At 70.5% G+C, this 15,501-nt stretch carries 12 protein-coding genes and 2 pseudogenes; 8 read left to right on the top strand and 6 right to left on the bottom strand.

Annotated features, from left to right (window positions below):
* Nucleotides 1–136 precede the first annotated feature (136 nt).
* From egtA to egtD, 4 genes are read left to right on the top strand one after another with little or no spacing between them, the layout of a single operon-like run.
* Entirely contained in the window at nt 137–1,435 is a 1,299-nt protein-coding gene (gene egtA, locus ABZ441_RS18335) for an ergothioneine biosynthesis glutamate--cysteine ligase EgtA (protein WP_358974791.1), read from the top strand.
* On the top strand, nt 1,432–2,772 hold the full coding sequence (gene egtB, locus ABZ441_RS18330; RefSeq protein WP_358974788.1) for an ergothioneine biosynthesis protein EgtB: 1,341 nt from the start codon (nt 1,432–1,434) through the stop codon (nt 2,770–2,772). The genes egtA and egtB overlap by 4 nt, the downstream gene beginning before the upstream one ends.
* On the top strand, nt 2,772–3,527 hold the full coding sequence (gene egtC, locus ABZ441_RS18325; protein WP_358974786.1) for an ergothioneine biosynthesis protein EgtC: 756 nt from the start codon (nt 2,772–2,774) through the stop codon (nt 3,525–3,527). Before egtB ends, egtC begins: the two co-directional genes overlap by 1 nt.
* Nucleotides 3,524–4,486 (top strand): L-histidine N(alpha)-methyltransferase, encoded by a 963-nt coding sequence (gene egtD / locus ABZ441_RS18320; protein WP_358974783.1) that lies wholly within the window; start codon nt 3,524–3,526, stop codon nt 4,484–4,486. Before egtC ends, egtD begins: the two co-directional genes overlap by 4 nt.
* On the opposite strand, the pseudogene ABZ441_RS18315 reads toward egtD, so the two are convergent.
* Nucleotides 4,429–4,712 (bottom strand): annotated as a pseudogene (locus ABZ441_RS18315) (1-acyl-sn-glycerol-3-phosphate acyltransferase); the annotation flags it as partial. The gene egtD and the pseudogene ABZ441_RS18315 overlap by 58 nt on opposite strands.
* Before the next feature lie 155 nt (nt 4,713–4,867).
* On the opposite strand from ABZ441_RS18315, the gene ABZ441_RS18310 reads away from it, so the two are divergent.
* Entirely contained in the window at nt 4,868–5,506 is a 639-nt protein-coding gene (locus tag ABZ441_RS18310) for a hypothetical protein (protein ID WP_358974780.1), read from the top strand.
* Between the two features lie 131 nt (nt 5,507–5,637).
* Here ABZ441_RS18310 and ABZ441_RS18305 read toward each other — a convergent pair whose 3' ends face one another.
* The 3 genes from ABZ441_RS18305 to ABZ441_RS18295 are packed head-to-tail and all read right to left on the bottom strand — an operon-like array spanning nt 5,638 to nt 10,399.
* Nucleotides 5,638–7,017, bottom strand: coding sequence for an MFS transporter (locus ABZ441_RS18305; RefSeq protein WP_358974776.1), 1,380 nt, complete (start codon nt 7,015–7,017; stop codon nt 5,638–5,640).
* Nucleotides 7,014–9,023 carry a PEP/pyruvate-binding domain-containing protein gene (locus ABZ441_RS18300; RefSeq protein ID WP_358974980.1) on the bottom strand — a complete coding sequence of 670 codons (2,010 nt, stop codon included), beginning with the start codon at nt 9,021–9,023 and terminating at the stop codon, nt 7,014–7,016. Before ABZ441_RS18300 ends, ABZ441_RS18305 begins: the two co-directional genes overlap by 4 nt.
* Before the next feature lie 2 nt (nt 9,024–9,025).
* On the bottom strand, nt 9,026–10,399 hold the full coding sequence (locus ABZ441_RS18295) for an ATP-grasp domain-containing protein (RefSeq protein WP_358974773.1): 1,374 nt from the start codon (nt 10,397–10,399) through the stop codon (nt 9,026–9,028).
* Nucleotides 10,400–10,789: 390 nt separating this feature from the next.
* Here ABZ441_RS18295 and ABZ441_RS18290 point away from each other — a divergent pair, with 390 nt between their 5' ends.
* The 3 genes from ABZ441_RS18290 (at nt 10,790) to ABZ441_RS18280 (ending at nt 13,584) form a co-directional block, all read left to right on the top strand.
* Nucleotides 10,790–12,085 carry a PAS domain S-box protein gene (locus tag ABZ441_RS18290; RefSeq protein ID WP_358974770.1) on the top strand — a complete coding sequence of 432 codons (1,296 nt, stop codon included), beginning with the start codon at nt 10,790–10,792 and terminating at the stop codon, nt 12,083–12,085.
* Nucleotides 12,086–12,171: 86 nt separating this feature from the next.
* Nucleotides 12,172–12,813: a transposase gene (locus ABZ441_RS18285; protein ID WP_358974767.1), complete on the top strand. Its 642-nt coding sequence runs from the start codon at nt 12,172–12,174 to the stop codon at nt 12,811–12,813.
* A 192-nt stretch (nt 12,814–13,005) separates the two neighbouring features.
* Nucleotides 13,006–13,584: a fasciclin domain-containing protein gene (locus ABZ441_RS18280; protein ID WP_358974765.1), complete on the top strand. Its 579-nt coding sequence runs from the start codon at nt 13,006–13,008 to the stop codon at nt 13,582–13,584.
* A gap of 199 nt (nt 13,585–13,783) precedes the next feature.
* Here ABZ441_RS18280 and ABZ441_RS18275 read toward each other — a convergent pair.
* Nucleotides 13,784–13,997, bottom strand: a pseudogene (locus tag ABZ441_RS18275) (serine hydrolase); the annotation flags it as partial.
* A gap of 170 nt (nt 13,998–14,167) precedes the next feature.
* On the bottom strand, nt 14,168–15,421 hold the full coding sequence (locus ABZ441_RS18270; protein WP_358974763.1) for an extracellular solute-binding protein: 1,254 nt from the start codon (nt 15,419–15,421) through the stop codon (nt 14,168–14,170).
* Nucleotides 15,422–15,501 lie beyond the last annotated feature (80 nt).

Genomic DNA, 15,501 nt, shown 5'->3' with positions numbered 1-15,501 from the left:
CGTGTGGTGCATACGGGGCATGCTGGACGTCCCGGCGGCATGGACGCAACCGGTTTTCGTCGTGCAGGGGCACCCTTGTGCGAACTCCCTGTAAGGGTTTGGGTGGGAGGCAAGCACCCGAATAAGGAGGCCCAGCATGCCCCCGGACACTCTCGGCCGGCACGGCCCGCCCATGGACGCGGCGCCCCTCGGCGAGGAGGAGGCGGAGGATCTGCTCCGCGGCATATGTTTCAAGACGGGACCGCCCCGGACGGTCGGTGTGGAGCTGGAATGGCTCATTCACGACCGTGAACATCCCGAGGTCGCTGTCTCCCACGACCGCCTGCGCGCCGCGGCCGACGCCGTGCGCGCGACCCCTCCGGACGCCGCCCTGACCTTCGAGCCCGGCGGCCAGCTGGAGCTCAGCTCCCGGCCCGCGAGCTCCCTCATGGCGTGCGTCGACACCATGTCCGCCGATCTCGCTTCCGTACGCGACATTCTCGGTCGGGCCGGCCTGGTTCTGGCCGGCCTCGGTGTGGACCCGTGGCATCCGCCCCGCCGCCTCCTCAGGGAGCCGCGGTACGACGCCATGGAGGCCGCGCTGGACCGGTCGGGTCCCGCCGGCCGCGCCATGATGTGTTCCACCGCCTCCGTGCAGGTCTGCCTGGACGCCGGTGAGGAGGAGCCGGGCCCGCTGGGCTACGGACGGCGCTGGCAGCTCGGCGGTCTGCTGGGCGCTGTGCTGGTGGCCGCGTTCGCCAACTCCCCGTTCAGGCAGGGGCGGCGCACCGGCTGGCGGTCGACCCGGCAGGCGCTCTGGACCCATCTCGACCCGGCCAGGTCACTCGCGCCGCAGGGCCGTCTCGCGCCGCGGGACGCCTGGGCCACCCATGTGCTCGCGACGTCCGTGATGTGCGTACGGAACGACGACGGTCCCTGGGCCGTTCCGGACGGTATGCCGTTCCGGGACTGGATCCGCGGCGGCGGACCGAGGCCACCGGTGCGGGCCGATCTGGACTATCACCTCACCACGCTGTTCCCCCCGGTGCGCCCACGAGGGCATCTGGAGCTGCGCATGATCGACGCCCAGTCCGGCACCGATGGCTGGCTGGTGCCCCTGGCCGTCACCACCGCCCTGTTCGACGATCCGGAGGCGGCAGAGACCGTGTACCGCACCGTGAAACCTCTGGCCGAGACGGCGGGACCGTCGCGTGCGCCCCGAAATCCGCTCTGGACGGCAGCCGCCCGTGACGGGCTGAGCGATCCCGAGCTGGCGGCGGCGGCAGCGGTCTGCTTCACGGCCGCGCTGGAGGCGCTGCCCAGGATCGGGGCGAGTGATCACGTCATCGGGACGGTCGCCGCCTTCCACGAGCGCTATGTGGCCCGGGGCCGGTGTCCGGCCGACGACCGGCCCGACCCGGCACAGGCACCGTACGGAAAGGGCTTGGTCCGATGACTGGCACTCCCGCACCGCACACCGGCCAGGAACTGGACGCGGAGGCGCTGCGCGAACGCGCCCTGGCCGCACTCCTCACCGCGCGCGAGCGCACCGCCCTGCTCACCGACTGCGTCGACGACCACGAGCTCACCGCGCAGCACTCCCCGTTGATGTCGCCCCTGGTCTGGGACCTGGCGCACATCGGCAACCAGGAGGAGCTGTGGCTGCTTAGGGCCGTGGGGGGACGCGAGGCTATCCGTCCCGAGATCGACGGACTGTACGACGCCTTCGAGCACTCCCGGGCCAGCCGGCCCTCCCTCCCCCTGCTGCCCCCCGCGGAGGCCCGGACGTACGCCGCCGACGTGCGCGGCCGGGCACTGGAGGTTCTCGGTGGCGCTCCGCTGGATGGCGGGGGACGCCGCCTGGAACGGGCGGGATTCGCCTTCGGTATGGTCGCCCAGCACGAACAGCAGCATGACGAAACGATGCTGATCACCCACCAGCTCCGTTCGGGTCCGGCGGTGCTCAGTGCTCCGGAGCCGCCGGAACCCGTCGGCTCGGTCACGCTCCCCACCGAGGTCCTGGTTCCCGGGGGCCCCTTCACCATGGGGACCTCCACCGAGCCCTGGGCGCTGGACAACGAACGCCCCGCGCACCGGCGGGAGGTGGCTGCCTTCCACATCGACACCGCCCCGGTCACGTGCGGTGCGTACCTGCGCTTCATCGAGGACGGCGGCTATGCCGAGGAACGCTGGTGGGCGCCCGAGGGCTGGGCGATGGTCCGCGAACACCGTTTGACCGCGCCTCTGTCCTGGCACCGCGATGCCGGGCAGTGGCTGCGCCGGCGCTTCGGGGTCACCGAGCCCGTGCGGGCGGACGAACCGGTGCTGCACGTCAGCTGGTACGAGGCGGAGGCCTATGCCCGCTGGGCCGGCCGGCGCCTGCCGACCGAGCCGGAGTGGGAGAAGGCCGCCCGCCACGACCCCACGTCGGGGCGGTCGATGCGCTACCCCTGGGGCGACGAGGATCCGACGCCCGAGCGGGCCAATCTGGGCCAGCGCCATCTTCGGCCCGCCCCGGCCGGTGCGTACGCGGCAGGACGGTCCCCGGCGGGCGCGGGCCAGCTGATCGGCGATGTGTGGGAATGGACGTCGAGCGATTTTTTGCCCTACCCCGGCTTCGCCGCGTTCCCTTACCGCGAGTACTCCGAAGTGTTCTTCGGCCCCGGGCACAAGGTGCTGCGCGGCGGTTCGTTCGCCGTGGATCAGATCGCCTGCCGCGGCACGTTCCGCAACTGGGACCTCCCGGTCCGGCGCCAGATCTTCTCCGGTTTCCGTACGGCGAGGGATGCGTGATGTGCCGTCATATCGCCTACCTCGGTCCCTCCGTGACGCTGGGGGAGGTGCTCACTTCCCCCGCTCACGGGCTGGTGCGCCAGTCCTGGGAACCCCGGCGCCAGCGGTCCGGCACGGTCAACGCCGACGGCTTCGGCGTCGGTTGGTACGCGGAGGGGGACCCCGTGCCCGGACGCTACCGCCGTGCCGGGCCCGTCTGGGGCGACGGGACCTTCGCCGATCTGACCCGCGTGGTGCGCAGCACGGCGCTGCTCGCCGCCGTCCGTGACGCGACGTTCGCGGGGGCGGACGGGGAGGCCGCCGCCGCCCCCTTCGCCGAGGGGTGTCTGCTGTTCAGCCACAACGGCGCGGTGCGCGGCTGGCCCGGCTCCCTGGCGCCTCTGGCCGGGGACCTCCCGCCCGAGCGGCTGCTCGCCCTGGCCGCGCGGAGCGATTCGGCTCTCGTCTGGGCGCTGGTGCTCCACCGGACGGAGCAGGGCGACGAGATAGCGCAGGCGGTCGCCGACACGGTTCTCGCCGTCGGCGCCGCCGCACCGGGTTCACGTCTCAATCTGCTGGTCACCGACGGTTCCACCATCGTGGCGACCACGTGGGGCGACTCCCTCTGGTATCTCCACGAACCGGGCCACCGCACGGTGGTGGCCTCGGAGCCCTACGACGACGATCCGTTCTGGTGTGAGGTCCCGGACCGCACCCTGCTGACCGCGACGCGCACCGATGTCCTGCTGACCCCGCTCAAGGAGCCCACCGCGTGAGTCCCTTTCTGCTGACCCGCACCCTGCCCGCGGACGCGACGGACGCGGCGCTGCGCGCCGATGTGCGGAGCGGCCTGACGCGGCAGCCGAAGACGCTGCCTCCCAAATGGTTCTACGACGCGCGCGGCAGCGACCTCTTCGAGGAGATCACCCGGCTGGCCGAGTACTACCCGACGCGTGCCGAGCGGGAGATCCTGATCGCCCGTGCCGGTGACATCGCCGCGGCGTCCGGGGCCCGGACCCTGATCGAGCTGGGGTCGGGTTCCTCGGAGAAGACGCGGCATCTGCTGGACGCGCTGCCCGCCCTGCACACGTACGTGCCCGTCGATGTCAGTGAGAGTGCCCTCGCGGGCGCCGCCGAGGCACTTCTCGCGGAGCGTCCCGGGCTCTCCGTGCACGCGCTCGTCGCCGACTTCACCCATGTCCTGGAGCTGCCCGGGAGTCCCGGGCCGCGGCTGGTGGTGTTCCTCGGCGGGACGCTGGGCAACCTGCTGCCCCAGGAGCGCGCCGAGTTCCTTCGGTCCGTACGGGCGCGGCTCGAGCCCGGGGACGGGCTGCTCCTCGGCACGGACCTGGTCAAGGACGAGGCGACACTGGTGGCGGCGTACGACGACGCGGCCGGGGTGACGGCCGCGTTCAACAAGAACGTGCTGGCGGTGGTGAACCGTGAGCTGGGGGCGGACTTCATGCTCGACGACTTCGTCCATGTGGCCCTGTGGGACGCGGACCACGAGTGGGTGGAGATGCGATTGCGCGCCCGCCGGGCACTGACGGTCAAGATCCGGGAGCTGGACCTCGTGGTGCAGTTCGAGGAGGGCGAGGAACTGCGTACCGAGATCTCTGCGAAGTTCCGTGAGGAGCGGGTGCGCGACGAGCTGGCCGCGGCCGGGATGCGGCTGGATCAATGGTGGACGGATACCGAGGGAAGGTTCGCCCTCTCGCTGGCGACGGCGGACTGAGCCGCACGCGCCGGTGTCCGCCGGTCGGGCTCACCGTCCGGCGGGCACCGACGGCAGGATCCGGATCTCGGCGGTGAGTCCGGCGGCGGTCACCACGCGCCACGGCGAGGCGGCGAACGGGTCGTCCCCGAACGAACGCGGTGGCCCCCGCCGCGTCCGTCTCCGTGGTCCGGTAGCTGATGCGGACCGGGCGGACGGCGGAGCCGGCGTCGATCGCCGCCTGGAATCCGACTGGCCCGTCGTATTCAGGGGTAGGACGGTGGCGCGAAGAGAGATCTTCCTGGTACACGCAGGCCTCGCACGCAAGCGCATGGCGAGATTGTCATGCATCGAACATTTACGCGCCCTTGTGGGTGCACCAACCAGAAGGGCGCCGACGTCATGAACAGATCCGCCTCCCGCGGCCTCGTCCGTGTGAGCCTCGCGCTGGGTGCCGCAGCGGCTTCGACCGTGCTGGTCGCGACCGTCGGCGTGGCTGCGCCGGCGGTCCCTGCCGGGAGTACGGGGACGCCCGCCGCCACACAGGACAGCACGCAACGCGGTTGTGCCGTCGTGTACTTCGACCTGGGCGAGACCCTGGTGCACACGGCCGAAGACGAGAGCGTGAACTACCGGTCCGGCGCCTCCGCGTATCTGCGCGATCTGCGGGAACGCCACATCAAGGTCGGGCTGATCACCAACGTGCCGTCCTCATGGGGCGAGAGCGACGCCGAGCGCGCGGACGCCCTGAAGAAGGAGGTCGACAGCGGTTGGAAGGGCCCCACGCCCTTCGCCTGGGACGACTTCGGCGACCGGATCCTCACCCCGCGCACCGAGGCGGAGCGCAAACCGGCGCCCGCCCTCTGGGAACGAGCCGAAGCCGGCTCAGGCGGCTGTCGCCTCGTCTATGAGGCGGAGACCGCCGAGGAGATCGATGCCGCCACCTCACTCGGCTACCTGGCCTACCAGGTCGGACAGCCCTCCAGGCCCGACTTCCTTCCGGCCCGGCTGATCGAGCTTCTCGCACATCTGCCCCGCTGACGCCCGCGCCGAGCGGCACGGGAGGGACGCGGCGGACGAGGAGCACGCGCGCAGGTCCGGCGAAGACGCCCGCAGGGGTCCGCATCCGTAGCAGGTGTGCGGGCCCGTGCGTCCGCCCTCTGCCGTCCTTCTCAGGTCGGCCGGTCCGCGTGACCCGAACCGGCGTCCACTCGGGCGCCCGGGGCCGCGGTCTCACCGTGGAAAGGCCCACCAGGCGCTCCCTTGCCCGTCCGGCCGGGGCTTCGCTTCACCACCTGGCTGCGCAGCACCAGTTGTAGGGCTCCGAGCAGAACCGCGGTCGCCAGGGCGCTGTGCCAAAGCAGGTCGTCAAGGCGTCCGGCGGAGAGGTAGGCGCCTGCGGCGACCGCGGCAATCGCGCACACCCCGCGGTCGACGATACTTTCGACCGACAGCAGCGTGGCCCGTGGGGCCTGGGCGGGCACGGCGTCGTTGACCAGCTTCCGTTGGACCGGGTAGGCGAAGCCGGTGGCGGCGGCGAAGAGGCAGAGCAGGGCGACGACCGCCCATGGACCGCCGAGGGTGATGCCGGCCAAAGTACCTGCCAGCGCGAGGCTGAGGACTGACACCCAGGCCACCGGCGTCAGGCGCTTACCCAGCCACTGGGGGCGGGCCGAGGCAACGGCTTCCGCCACCGTCATGGCGGCCAGCACCCCGCCGTGCGAGGACTCCCCGATGCCGTGGTCGAGCAGGATGGGCTGGAAGAGATTGACCTGGCAGATCCGGGAGAGTGTGAACAGGGCCACCCCCTGCACCATCACCAGGGCGAGCCACGGCGAGGAGGCGACGCAGCGCAGCGCGGAGCCCGCGTCCCGCAGCAGCACGCCGCCCCTGCGGCCTCCGCCCGCGTTCCCCGCCGCCTTGCCCGCACCGTCCGCACTCGCGGGGGCGGCGAGCCGGGGCAGGGCAACCGCGCATGCCAGGGAGCCCGCCGCACTTGCGGCGCTCAGCAGGTACGGCGCCGTATGTGCCAGGGTCATCAGGGGCCCGACCAGTGGCCAGCACATGACCTTGGCAGCCAGCCCCAGGGCCCGTGCGGTGCCCTCGGTCCTCAGGTAGTGCTCGCCGCACTTCTCGGCCCGCAGTCCGTCGTACAGGTAGGCGCTCGCCGCTCCCGAGGTGAGCGAGCGGCCCGCGGCGATCGCGAGGAAGTGGACGAGGAATCCGGCGTACGAGGGGTTGAACACGGGGACGAGGTTCGCCACGGTCATGACGACCGCCCCGGCCCGAAGGCAGTTGCGGGCGCCGATTCGGTCGGCGATCAGGCCGGTCGGTATCTCGAAGAGGCAGAAGGCCACGTAGTAGATGCTCTGGATGCCGAAGATCTGCCCGTCCGAGAGCCCGGCCGCCTTCTGGAAAGCGTAGAACACCGGCATCCACCACAGCAGGTTGAACAGCAGCTGGAAGCCGTAGGTGAGCCGGATGACGCGGCGGGCGGTTTCGGTCGGAGCGGGGCCCGCGGCGCCGGGCGGCCACGGGAGACGGGGCCTCACAGCGCGTAGGGGCGGATCTGGACCAGGCGGAGCTCGTCCTGATCGGTCATCAGCCACTCGATGTCCAGGGGCTTGTCCGCATCCGACGCGCCGAAGTGCGACTGCAGGAGCCGGCCCGTCAGGGACAGGTCGGCGAGACGGGCACGGGTGGCGGCGGGCAGTCCCTCGCTCCAGGAGCCGAGGGCGACGGTGCGGCCCCCGCCCTCGACGGTGTTGTACAGGTATTGCTGCGGCAGGACCGTGCCCTCGACGACCTTCTCGGGTGAGCCCGGCGAACAGTTGAGGTAGACGTTGCGGAAGTCCTCGCGCCTGGTCGGGTTGCAGGTCACGAGAACGCCGCCGAGCGAGGCCGGGACGTACTCCTGAATGATCACTCCCATGTACGTGTCGTCCAGGGAGATGCCGACCTGGTGGCGCAGTCGCACACTGCGTGGCGACAGCAGAGAGGCCCACACCTGGCGTACGGCGTCAAGGAGTTCGCTGGGGCCGTGCACGGTGGTGACGGAGTCGTAGACGCCTGCCGCGGAGAAGCCGGGCAGGTCCTCTGCGTTGGAGGAGGAGCGCACCACGAGGCGGCCGCCCGCGGTGGGCGGCGTGGAGAAGGCCTGCTGGATCTGTCGGGTGACGGAGTCGGGCATGGGCGTGTGCCGGATCAGGTGCTGGATCTGCAGGCAGAGCGAGTCCAGCATGTCGAAGGCGTCGAGTTCGAGCGCCATCTTCAGTTTGCCGATGCCTTGTTGGAGCGCTGGAGACGAGGTGAGGAATCGGTGCTGCAGTGCGAAGGGCAGGGCGACGCCGTCCGGGGCCTCGACCATGCCGGCCACGAAGGCGGCCGCTGCCGAACGGAGTTCTTCGAGGGAGGGAGCGTGCAGGCCGAGCCTGACAGCGAGGTGTCCGTAGAGGTCCTCGCGCGGCGGTCGGGGGCGTCCGTAGAAGGCGGTGAGATCGGCCGTGCGGCTGTCGAGTACGTGGTGGAGTTCGCCGAGGTTGGCCGCCTTGGTGCCGTACCGGTCGCGGTCGGCGCTGCGCAGCCGGTGCAGGGACAGTACGGGCACGTCCTCCAGGAGCGGCGGTTCGAGGCGGATGCGCTGCTGGTGCCAGGCCGGAGCCTGGAGTGCCGGTTCCTGGTCCAGCCGCTCCAGTGTGATCTCGTCCTCGCACACCCGGTAACGGACCCAGGCGCCGTCCAGGCCGTCCTTCTCGACCAGTTGTTCCAGGTCGCGGACGATCGCGTTGGGGATGCCCCAGCCGGAGGCGAGGACATTGGTGTGCGAGAGCGGGGTGATCGGTGCGGTGTTGAGGAATCCGGCCACCCGGGGCACGTCGTCCGGCAGGCAGGGCATGGCGACGATGTCCGCCCAGCCGAGCCCGGCCTCGGCGTCCGCGTACTCCTCGCTCGTCCGGAAGAAACGCAGCCGCCCGATGGCGTCACCGGGGTTGAGGGGCGTCCGGGTCCTGGTGCCGAAGAGTTCGTGGCTGCTGATGCGAGGCACCCGCAGTTCGCTGATCGCTGCCAGCTCCTCCTCCTGACCGTGGTTCGCGGGCTTGAGCAGGAGCGGCAGCCTGCCGTCGACGCGCTCCCGTACGAAGGCGTGGAAGGCCTCGAGCAGCGTGCCGTGCATGGTGTCGGCCTCGGTCGTCTCCAGGACGAGGAAGGTGCGCTCGCGGCCCTCCGCGTCGTGGCCGGTGTGCAGGGAAAGCACACCGAGCAGGAAGCGACGGTCGGGGTCCGTGTACACGGAGGCGTTGAACTCGTCGAGACCGGAGTCCAGTGCGGCGAGTTCCATGCCCAGGACGCGGGTGGCTATGTAGTTGACGTGGAAGTGGTGTGCAGCCGTGTCGAGCAGGTGCCAGGTGTCCTCGGCGCGGTCGACGACGACCTTGAGGTACGGGTGACCGGCCAGGACTCCGGAGAGTGTCCGGAACAGCGGCAGCGAGAGGTTCCCGCCGACGACCGTCCGGTCCGTGGCCGGCTCCGGGTTATCGGCGGGAAGCGGGGCCGTCATGGTCACAGGGAGACATCCTTGGGCGGAGCTGTGGGCAGGACCTGGGGCAGGGTCTCCACCAGGACCTCGAAATCGCGGAGCACCGTCCGAGGGTCGGTGGCGGCGAGGAGGCAGAGCGCCGCCATGGTGTTGGCGCCCGCCGCGGGGTCGTAGACCGGTATGACGCTGCCGTCGGCGATTGAGCTCTCCGCGACCACGGACAACGCGCTGCCGCGGCTCAGCGGAACGTCCGCCGAGACCACAGGGAAGTCCCAGACTCTCCGGTCCGGCCACGCCTCGCCGCGTCCGTCGACCGCCAGGACGACGAGGGAACCGGCCGCGCCGCAAGCCTGCGCAGGGGTGCGCGCCTGCGCGGGCCAGTCGACCGGGCGGCCCAGGAGGTGGTCGACGAGCATGCCGACGAGGTCGAGCCGGAAGACCTCCTCGATCTGCGGGACGGTCATCGCGCCGCCGAACCTGGCGGCCGTCTCGATCAGCCACATGCGGCCGCCGGTGCCGAGCTTGATCTCGGTGTGCGTCCCGCAGTTCTCGAGGCCGAGGGCATCGACGGCCTCCCGCGCGAGGGCCACGATGCGGTCCTGCGCATCCCTCGGCAGCAGGGCGGGGGTGATCCCCGCACGCTCGGTGAACGGCTCGACCGTGGGCATCCGGCCACTGAGGCAGACCGGGTGGAAGACGCCGTCGGCCACGACCCCCTCGACGCTGACGTAGTCGCCCCAGCCGGGATCCTCGAACCAGTCCGAGGCGGTGCCGGTCACGATCTGCTCGACGACGAAGTCCGCCTCCGCCTCTGCCACATGAAGCTCGGAGTAGCCCAGCTGAGCTGATTCGGCCATGACCTCGCGCGAACGGCGCCAGGCGGCGGATGCCTCCTGTGGGGTGCGGATGATCTGGTGCGCGGTGGAGCCGGCACTCCAGGCCGCCTTGAGCAGCAGCGGGAAGGGCAGGGTCTCGGTGGCCTCGCGGAGATCCTCCTCGGTGGCGACCGGGCGGAACTCCGGCTGTGGCAGGCCGTGTTCCTGCCACGCTCGCCGCATCAGCCGCTTGTCACGGGCGAGGGAGGAGGCGCTTCCGGCCCCCGGGAGACCGAGCTCCTCGCATGCCTCGGCGACGGCCACGACCGCGTACTCGGAGAAGGTGAGCACCGCGTCCGCTCCCGTGGCCCGCGCGCGCGAGACGATCAGGGAGACCAGGTCGGAGCGCTCCGCGTCGGAGGGCGTCACGACCGAGGCGCACAGGGTCTCTGCGGAGGCGGCCACAGCCGACCGAAGAGCACTGAGCGCCAGCAGGTGCACGCGCGACTTCGCGGCCGCCCGGGACAGGACGTAGCCGAGCGGCGGACCACCCTTGGCATGCACCAACAGCACGTTGCTCACTGAAGTTCGTCTCCGTTCGTTCGTATGTGGCCGCGTGTCGTCGGACAGTCCGCCCGGAACCCGGCTGAGGGACTCGCCCCGGCACATACTCGCCAGGGGACATCGGGCACAGGCCCCCGCCCGTGACACGGTGTGTTCTCCCGTACACACACAAGGGAATCAGGCGCGGGAAGTCCTGAGCGCCAGCGGGGACATGTACAGATCAGGCAAATGCCAGAGTTGCGGGCCGCGTCGAACCTCCTGAGAGTTCCGCAGGCACGGATGGGCACCCCGTAGGAGCGCGCGGAGACTTCCCAGGTCGGCCGAGAACCGAGCATGCGCGGGTCCCGGACGGGATACGGATGGCGATGGCACCCCGCGTCAGTCGGACCACCAAGGACGGAAGGCCCCGTGGACGAATCCGGTCTCAAAGCACTGCTCGATCATCTACGCGTGTCCTGGTGGGAGGTTGACGCGCGATGGCGCGTACTGGAAGGGGGAGGCGGCGCCTTCGCCGACTCGCACACGACGCGGCGTTTCCTCGACCGGATGCGTCAGGAACTACCGGCCCCGGGGCACTCCCCCGCGACCGGCCTGGGGCAGGCCCAGTTCGAGGGCCGAACGTTCGACGTGGGCTGGCACCTGGACGAGAGCCCCGGCAGGGGTCGCGTGCGCGGGCTCGCGGTGGAGGTCGGCGTACAGCCCGAGGGCGCGCGCCGGTACGCCGCGTTCGCGAACTTCGCCGACTTCGCCCCGGCCGCAGCCTTCATCCGGGACCGCGACGGGCTCTATCTGTGGGCCAACCACGCCTACGCACACCTCTACGCGACCACGCCGGAAGAGGTGGTCGGCAAGTACATCGAGGACTTCGACTCCCAAGCCGATGCCGTCCAGTTCCGCGCTCTGGACCAGGAGATCCTCACCCGCGGCAAGCCGGTGCGCCACACCCTCAGCTATCGGCGTTCCGACGGCAGCACCGGGCAGGCCGCGGGACATCGCTTCCCCGTACAGGAGAACGCGGAGACCTGCATCGCCGGGATCTACGTGGACATCACGGAACACACCCGCGCGATGGTCCAGCGCCGGGAGGCAGAGGAGAACCTGCAGGCGCTGCGCGATCACAGCGGTCTGCCCTGCGCGCTGCTGTCGGCGAACGGACGCGTCGTCCAGGCGAGCGCGGCTGCTGCCGAACTGTTCCAGACCTGCCGGTCAGACCTCGTGGGCCGGCGCGCGCACACCCTGCTTGCCCCTGCGCCCGACCTCGGCGACCTGCACGGAAGATGGAACGGTCTGATAGCCCGCCGTATCAGACGGGTGGAGACGTCCGCCGTGCTCGTGGATGTCCAGGGGCTCCAACGCCGCGCACAGCTCCATCTGACGACGGTCGGCCGCTCCAACGCCCGGGCCCGGAACGTCTGGGCCGTCGTCACCCACCAGAGCCTTGCCCACGCGGCCCAGCCGCCGCTCACCGCCGCGCAGATCCGGATCTTGTCCTTACTTGCGGAGGGCAGCAGCAACGGCGAGATAGCGGCCGCACTGAAGTTGTCCCGACAGACGCTCGACTACCACCTCAGTCGGCTCCGCGAACTCCTCGGCGCGGCAACCAGACCCGCTCTCGTCGCACGCGCCTACGTCCTCGGCATCCTGGCACCCCGCGCCTGGCCTCCGCGTTCCGCAACTGCCACCCATCCGCTCAGCTCCACCTGAGAGGCCGCCGGGCTCGTCCCGGTGCCTGGGACGCGGGAAGCCCGTCCAGCGCTTCGAGGCCCGAGGGTCCTTGTCGCACACCGGAAATGACGTCGCGGCACGCGGGGATCGACAAACCGGTGTTCCTGGGCTCCGACGGCAGAACGAACCGCGCCGCCTGTCCGGACGAGGAGACCGCACCGCCGACGGCGTCCTCTGTCGCATCGCCTCGTCCGCTTGCCCAGGGGCACCTGTCAGTTCCGGCAGCTTCCACAGGCGTGCAGAACTGGCGAGGGCCAGGTCCAGTCCGACAGCCCCGGGGTACCCGGTCGGGCAGGCTGGTCGGGGAGGCCGTCTGCGGGTGCCCGGCGTTCACCCGCCCGGCGTACGGTCCGATCGTTCCATCAGCCGTGGCGACCGTCGACCTGCGCCCCGTTCCCCAGTCTCGCTTCGTGATGATCGAGGCATGGGGCGAGGGGATCTCTCACGAGCAGTGGTCGGTGCTGAAGTCGTTGTTGCCGGTGGTGATGTTGGGACGGCCGCCGTTGAGCCGGCGGAGGCTGATCGACGGGATCCGGTGGCGGGTGCCGACCGGTGTTCCGTGGCGGGATCGGCCGTCGGAGTACGGTCCGTGGCAGATGATCTACGGTCTGGGCCGCGCACTCAAGTCGCACCGCGAGATCCACACGCGGAGCAGTCCGCCCCTCAGGCCCCGCGCCGGAGGCAGCAGGGCAACGCCCACGACATGAATGTCTGCGACTCCGCAAGTCGAGCGGCTCCCTCAGCGGTAACTGCGCATCTGTGTGACGCTGTATGACGGGCCTGCGGGATGCGTACGGAATGTGCATGCGCTCGCCGCACCTACGGTATCGGTTGTGCTGTTGCCTTCGCCGGCCGATACGGGACCACTCCAGAAACAGCCCTCCCCGGAGGAGACGCTCATGAACACCACTCGAATCGGCCGCTCCGTCCTCGCTGCGTCAGCGGCGGTGGTCTTCCCCCTGGCACTGGGAATCGCCGCGCCGAACGCGTCCGCCGACAGCGGCTCGCAGCCGTTCGGCCCGGGCTGTTCGTCGGTACCGACGGAAGGCGAAGGCAGCCTCGCCGACATGGCCGACGACCCGGTGGCCACCGCTGCGTCCAGCAATGCGGAACTGTCGACGCTCGCCGCCGCAGTGAAAGCTGCCGATCTGGGCGACACCCTGAACAACTCCGAGAACATCACGGTGTTCGCGCCGACCAACGCCGCGTTCGAGAAGATCCCGAAGGCGGATCTCGACGCCCTGCTGGCCGACAAGGACCAGGTGACCAAGGTCCTCACCTATCACGTGGTCGGCGAGAAGATCACTCAGAACGACCTCGCGAAGGGGGACTTCAAGACCCTGGAAGGCAGTGATCTCACCACCTCGGGGTCGGGTGACTCCTTCACCGTGAACGACTCCGCGAAGATCGTCTGCGGCGGCATTCCGACCGCGAACGCGACGGTGGAGCTCATCGACACCGTCCTGATGCCCAAGTAGCGCGCACAGCAGAGCAGGAGGAACCACTGCCCGCGCACCACCAAGGGCAAGGACCCGGTTCGGTTGCCTTCGGGACCTGTGCAGCGGCGCGCGTGACACACGTCGCGCCGCTGTGACGCGGGAGGGAGACCCGCACGAAAGGTCCGTTCCTCACCGGACGGGGCGTCGGTAAGGGGACGGCGATCGGGGCCCGGCAGTGCAAATCGTGCGGGTCCGAGATCATCGCCCCGGCTGCCCAGGCCCAGGGGTTCCAGTGCGTTTCGGCAAGCCGGTGACCGCTGCAGTTCTCGAACCGCAGGCCGAGCAGGCCGAGGTTGGAGTTGCGGTGCTGGAACTGCGTCCCCGGGCGTGAAGGTGTTCCGGTGCCTGAAGCCGTACGCGAACGTTTCCCGGGGCGTGAAGGTGCGCTCCGGGGGGAACGGGATCGCCGGGGGCGGCGGCCTGGCCGTCGTCGCGGGAGTGCGGCGACCCCGCCCCCCTACTTCTTCCGTGACCGGTTGGCTTCGATGTGACCGCTGTGGAGCGGGGGGATGTGCGACGGCTGAATCCCCGGCCGGGGGCGGCCGGCTCCTTCCGTTTCTCGTCAGCCGGTGAGCAGTCCGGACGTGATGCGGTCGGAGGCCTTCTTCGCCTCCTCCGCCGGATCGCCGCCCTCCAGCACCGCCGTCATGTACGGCTTGATGGGGTTGTCCGCCTCGACGGCGGGCCAGTGGGGAGAGTTCGGGGTGGCGCGGCCCTCGGTGGCGCCTTCCGCCATGGCGGCGGTTCCCTCCTGGCCTTCGACGACCCCCGCGAGTGCGGGCTTGTTGGGCACGTAGCTCATGGCGCGGGCGAGCTCCGTCTGCCACTTCTCCCCCGCGAGGGCCTTGACGACCTCGATGCCTTCGCCCCGCTGGTCGGCGCCTTCGGGCACGATCAGGTCGGATCCTCCGGTGAAGACGGCACCCGGCTTCTTCGCGCTCTTTCCGGGAATCGGGAAGTAACCCAGCTTCCCCTTGAGTTCGGGGTTCTGCTGCTCGATGAGCGCGGCGCTGCCGGGTACGGTGACGATCTGGGCGACCGTGCCCCCGGCGAACACGTCGGTCTCCGGGGGCGACTGCTCGTCGGCGTCCCGGGGCCCGTTGCCGAATGCCTGGAGTGTCTTGTAGAAGTCCATGCCCCGCAGGGCGGCGGGCGAGTCCAGGGACCCCTCCCATTCGCCGCCGCCGTCCTCGGCCAGTTCACCGCCCTCGTCCCAGATGAACCCCGCGAGGACGTACCAGTTCTGACCGGCGAGGTAGATGCCCTGCCGGCCGTCCGCGTCGAGCCGCTCGGTGACGGCCACCCACTCCTCACGCGTCCTGGGAAGGGTGGTGATGCCCGCCCGCGCAAACAGGTCCTTGTTGTAGATCACGACGCGGTTGGCCGCGTACCACGGGATTCCGTACTGGCCGCCGTCGACCTTGCCCGGCTCCGCGAGCCCCGGCAGCCAGTCCTCCCCGCCCAGGTCGCGAAGCGATTCGAGGGTGAGATCGCGCAGCCCACCGCTTTCGGCGTACTGGGCGACCTGGGTGTTGCCGACCTCGATGACATCGGGTGCCTCGTCGCCCTCGAGCACCTTCAGCACCTTGGGGCCGATTCCACCCCACTCCTGGAGGACGAAGTCGAGTTCGACCGAGGGGTGCTCGGACTCGTACGACTCCTTGAACCGGTCGAGGAAGTCCTGGGAGGCGCTGCCCTTCATCAGCCACACCGTCACCGTCCTGGTGTCGGCGCCCGCGCCGGGAAGGTGACCGCAGCCGCTCAGCGCCACGGAGCAAACGAGCGCGACGGCTCCGGCCAATGTGCGCATCTTCACGGGGGTCACCTTCTGCGGAACGGCACGACAACACGACAGGACCCGGGTGGGGGGACTGCGGGCGGCGCTCGCACGGGTGT

Origin of the sequence: Streptomyces sp. NPDC005752 (assembly GCF_040630715.1) — a bacterium.
Lineage (GTDB): Bacteria > Actinomycetota > Actinomycetes > Streptomycetales > Streptomycetaceae > Streptomyces.
Note: the sequence above shows the minus strand (reverse complement) of the source record. Positions and strands in the feature narration are given on the sequence as shown.

Bases quoted from the DNA above. Each gene is read 5' to 3' on its own strand.
- egtA (WP_358974791.1), top strand. From the start codon at position 137: ATGCCCCCGGACACTCTCGGCCGGCACGGCCCGCCCATGGACGCGGCG.
- egtB (WP_358974788.1), top strand. From the start codon at position 1,432: ATGACTGGCACTCCCGCACCGCACACCGGCCAGGAACTGGACGCGGAG.
- egtC (WP_358974786.1), top strand. From the start codon at position 2,772: ATGTGCCGTCATATCGCCTACCTCGGTCCCTCCGTGACGCTGGGGGAG.
- ABZ441_RS18310 (WP_358974780.1), top strand. From the start codon at position 4,868: ATGAACAGATCCGCCTCCCGCGGCCTCGTCCGTGTGAGCCTCGCGCTG.
- ABZ441_RS18300 (WP_358974980.1), bottom strand. From the start codon at position 9,023: ATGACGGCCCCGCTTCCCGCCGATAACCCGGAGCCGGCCACGGACCGG.
- ABZ441_RS18285 (WP_358974767.1), top strand. From the start codon at position 12,172: ATGACGTCGCGGCACGCGGGGATCGACAAACCGGTGTTCCTGGGCTCC.
- ABZ441_RS18280 (WP_358974765.1), top strand. From the start codon at position 13,006: ATGAACACCACTCGAATCGGCCGCTCCGTCCTCGCTGCGTCAGCGGCG.